We start from the raw sequence: 2,800 nt of genomic DNA, 5'->3' as shown, positions 1-2,800 counted from the left end.
ACCGCGCGGCCGGCCCGCCGGAGCGGGCCGGCCGCGCCGTCACTTCGTCGGTGCGGCGGTCATGGCGTCGTAGAACGCCGACCCGTTCGGGCTCCCCCGGCCCGTCGAGTCGTCGTAGCCGGGGATCGAGCTGAGCGTCCCGGTGTCGCCGATCGCCCGGAGGCTCGTCACCAGGCCGTCGGAGTCGTCCGCCGAGTTGACGAAGTCCGTCCGGACGACGCCCCGCGTGGCCCGCGAGCCGTCCGCCTGGTCGTGGAACGCCGTCGCCGGCGCCGCGTACAGGGCGGGGTTCGCGAAGCCGGTCGGCGCCAGGCCCTTCGCCGCGCGACCCTGGTCGACGACGGCCATGATCCCGGCGGTCACCGGCGACGCGAGGCTCGTGCCGCCGATCCGGTACTCGGAGTACGCGACGCTGCCGTCGGGCGACGTCTGCGTCTGGCCCATCAGGAACCCGGTGTTCGGGTCGGCGATCGCCGAGACGTCCGGCACCACCCGGTGCGCCGACGTCGAGCCGGGGTACTTCGTCGCCAGCGCGGGCGGGACGATCCCCGCCTGGTACGCCGGCTGGGCCGCGAAGGCGCTCGTGCCCCCGCCGCCGCCCGAGGTGTAGGCGGCGGGATCACCCGGCGCCGGGTCCCAGCCCGTGCCGGCCGCGTTCAGGTTCGACTTGTCCGTCCCCCACGGCGTCTCGAACAGCCACTGGCCGTCCGCGCCGATGCCGATCGACGTGCCGCCGACCGCCGTCACCGACGGGCTGCCCGACGGGAAGTCCGCCTGCCGCTCGCCGGTGTTGACGACCTCGTCGCCGTTGTCGCCGGAGGAGAAGTAGAGCCCGACGCCGGTGGCGGCGGCCTCCTGCGCGATGGTCTCGAACGCCGCGCGCGACGCCTCGGAGGTGTCGCCCTCGGTCTCGCCGTACGAGTTGGAGACGATCTGCGCCTTGCCGGAGTCGACGACGTCGCTGAGCGTGTCGTCCAGCGACGCGTCGTACGGGTCGCGGGCTCCCGCGTAGACGACCTTCGCGCCCGGCGCCATGGCGTGGACGGCCTCGACGTCCAGCGTCTCCTCGCCGTACCAGCCCTGCGGGTCGTCGCCGGCGTCGCCCGGCGTCTCGGGGATCTGGGTGATCCAGTAGGGCGTCAGCGACTGGTCCAGCTGGCCGGTCGCGAAGGCCGGGACGCCCTGGTTCGCCGACCAGGTGTTCGCGTCCTTCGCGATGGTGGGCGACGCGTAGGCGTCGATGATCGCCACCGCGCTGCCGCCGCCGTCCTGGCCGGTCGTGAGGCCGTAGGCCGAGCGCAGCTGCTTGGACGTGTAGCCGCAGGGCACGACCGGCACCGGGCCGCCGAACGCGTCCGGGGTGCCGGTCGAGAGCCTTTGCGCCCAGGACGTCGAGCACGGCCCGGCGTTGCGGAAGACCGGCGCCGGGGTGGCGCCGGGTTTCGTGAACGCCCCGGACTGGTCGAGGCCCTGGACGGCGGTGACGTCGGGGGCGACGTCGGCCGGCAGGGTCGGGGTGCCCGCCGCCGCACGGAGGGTCTTCCCCTTCACGCGGTAGGCGTTCAGCGCCGTGCCGAACGCCTGCTCGACCTGCGACGCCGTGCCGTGGGCGGTCAGCCGCGCGCCGTTGCGCGAGACCGCGTCGACCGTGAGCCCGCGGGCCCGGAGCGCGGCCGCGACCTTCGTCACGGTCGCGGCTGTCGGCGCGTACTTCACGCGGAACGCCTCGGGCGTCAGGTAGTGGCCGTAGGACGCGGAGTGCGGGTCGGTCACGTCGCGGACGAACGCGGCGAGCCCGTCGGGGTCCCGCCAGGCGAGCGTGAGGCTCAGCGGGACGGTCTGCGTGCGGTCGACGCGGCCGAGCGCCGTGCCGGTGCGCCCCCAGTCCGGCCGCGCGGCCCGCAGGGAGCGACGGGCGCCCGCCGGCGTGCCGGAGGGGACGTCCTGGGCGCCGGCCGGCGACGACGACGGGGCGACCGCCGTCCGGTCCGGAGCCCGCTGGACGCCGGCGATCCGCTCGACGCGGCGGACCGCGGTGGTGGACGCGGCCGCGTCGGCGGCCGGCGCGATCGCGGCGGGGACGACGGCGGCCCCGCCGATCAGGGCGAGGACGGCGGTACGCCGCCGGGGGTGCTGGGCGGACATCACTTGGCCTCCCGGAGGACGCGGGTGTAGCGGTCGCGCACGGCGGCCGGCAGGTCGGACGTGGGCTTCTCGGTGTCGGCCGTCGCCTTGATGCAGTTGACGTACACCTGGAAGCCCTGCTCCTCGTCGGTGAGGTTGTCGACGGCGGCGACGTAGCCGCTCGGCTCCGTCGGGTCGGGGTTGACGACGGGGATGAGCCCGGTGATGGCGATCGCGCCGACGCGGCTGTCGCTGGGCAGGACGCCGCCGCCCACCGGGTAGCTGCCGGTGTCGCACGCGGCGCCGGCCGTGACGTTCGTGGGACCGCCGGCCTTGACCGGATACGGGTCGGCGGCCTGCGCCGTGGTCAGCGGCGGTGCCGCGAAGTGCGACGACACCCGGTACTCGATGACGGTCGGGCCGCCTGAGGTGCCGGGAGGACCGGGGATGCCCTGCGGGCCGGCGTCGCCCTTGGGGCCCGAGTCGCCCCTGGCGCCCGGGGTCCCGGCGTCGCCCTTCGCGCCCGGGGCGCCGGGATCGCCCTTCGCTCCCGGCGCACCGGGGGCTCCGGCGTCGCCCTTGGCGCCGGGATCGCCCTGGACGCCTGCGTCGCCCAACGCGCCGCCGGCGCCGAGGGCTCCAGACGCACCGGCGACGCCCTAGCCACCTGCACGCC

General features: G+C 76.1%; 2 protein-coding genes. Both read right to left on the bottom strand.

Features of this window, described 5'->3' with window-relative positions:
* Positions 1 to 39: 39 nt before the first annotated feature.
* On the bottom strand, positions 40 to 2,145 hold the full coding sequence (locus AB0L40_RS27475) for a S53 family peptidase (RefSeq protein WP_364361943.1): 2,106 nt from the start codon (positions 2,143 to 2,145) through the stop codon (positions 40 to 42).
* Positions 2,145 to 2,741, bottom strand: coding sequence for a collagen-like protein (locus tag AB0L40_RS27470; RefSeq protein WP_364361941.1), 597 nt, complete (start codon positions 2,739 to 2,741; stop codon positions 2,145 to 2,147). The genes AB0L40_RS27475 and AB0L40_RS27470 overlap by 1 nt, the downstream gene beginning before the upstream one ends.
* Positions 2,742 to 2,800 lie beyond the last annotated feature (59 nt).

The sequence above is a fragment of the Patulibacter sp. NPDC049589 genome (assembly GCF_040675535.1).
In the GTDB taxonomy this organism is placed as follows: Bacteria; Actinomycetota; Thermoleophilia; order Solirubrobacterales; family Solirubrobacteraceae; genus Patulibacter.
The sequence above is the reverse complement of the archived record's forward strand: the minus strand, read 5'-3'. Positions and strand labels throughout refer to the sequence as shown.

Coding starts and splice junctions, on each gene's coding strand:
- AB0L40_RS27475 (WP_364361943.1), bottom strand. CDS start 2,145: ATGTCCGCCCAGCACCCCCGGCGGCGTACCGCCGTCCTCGCCCTGATC.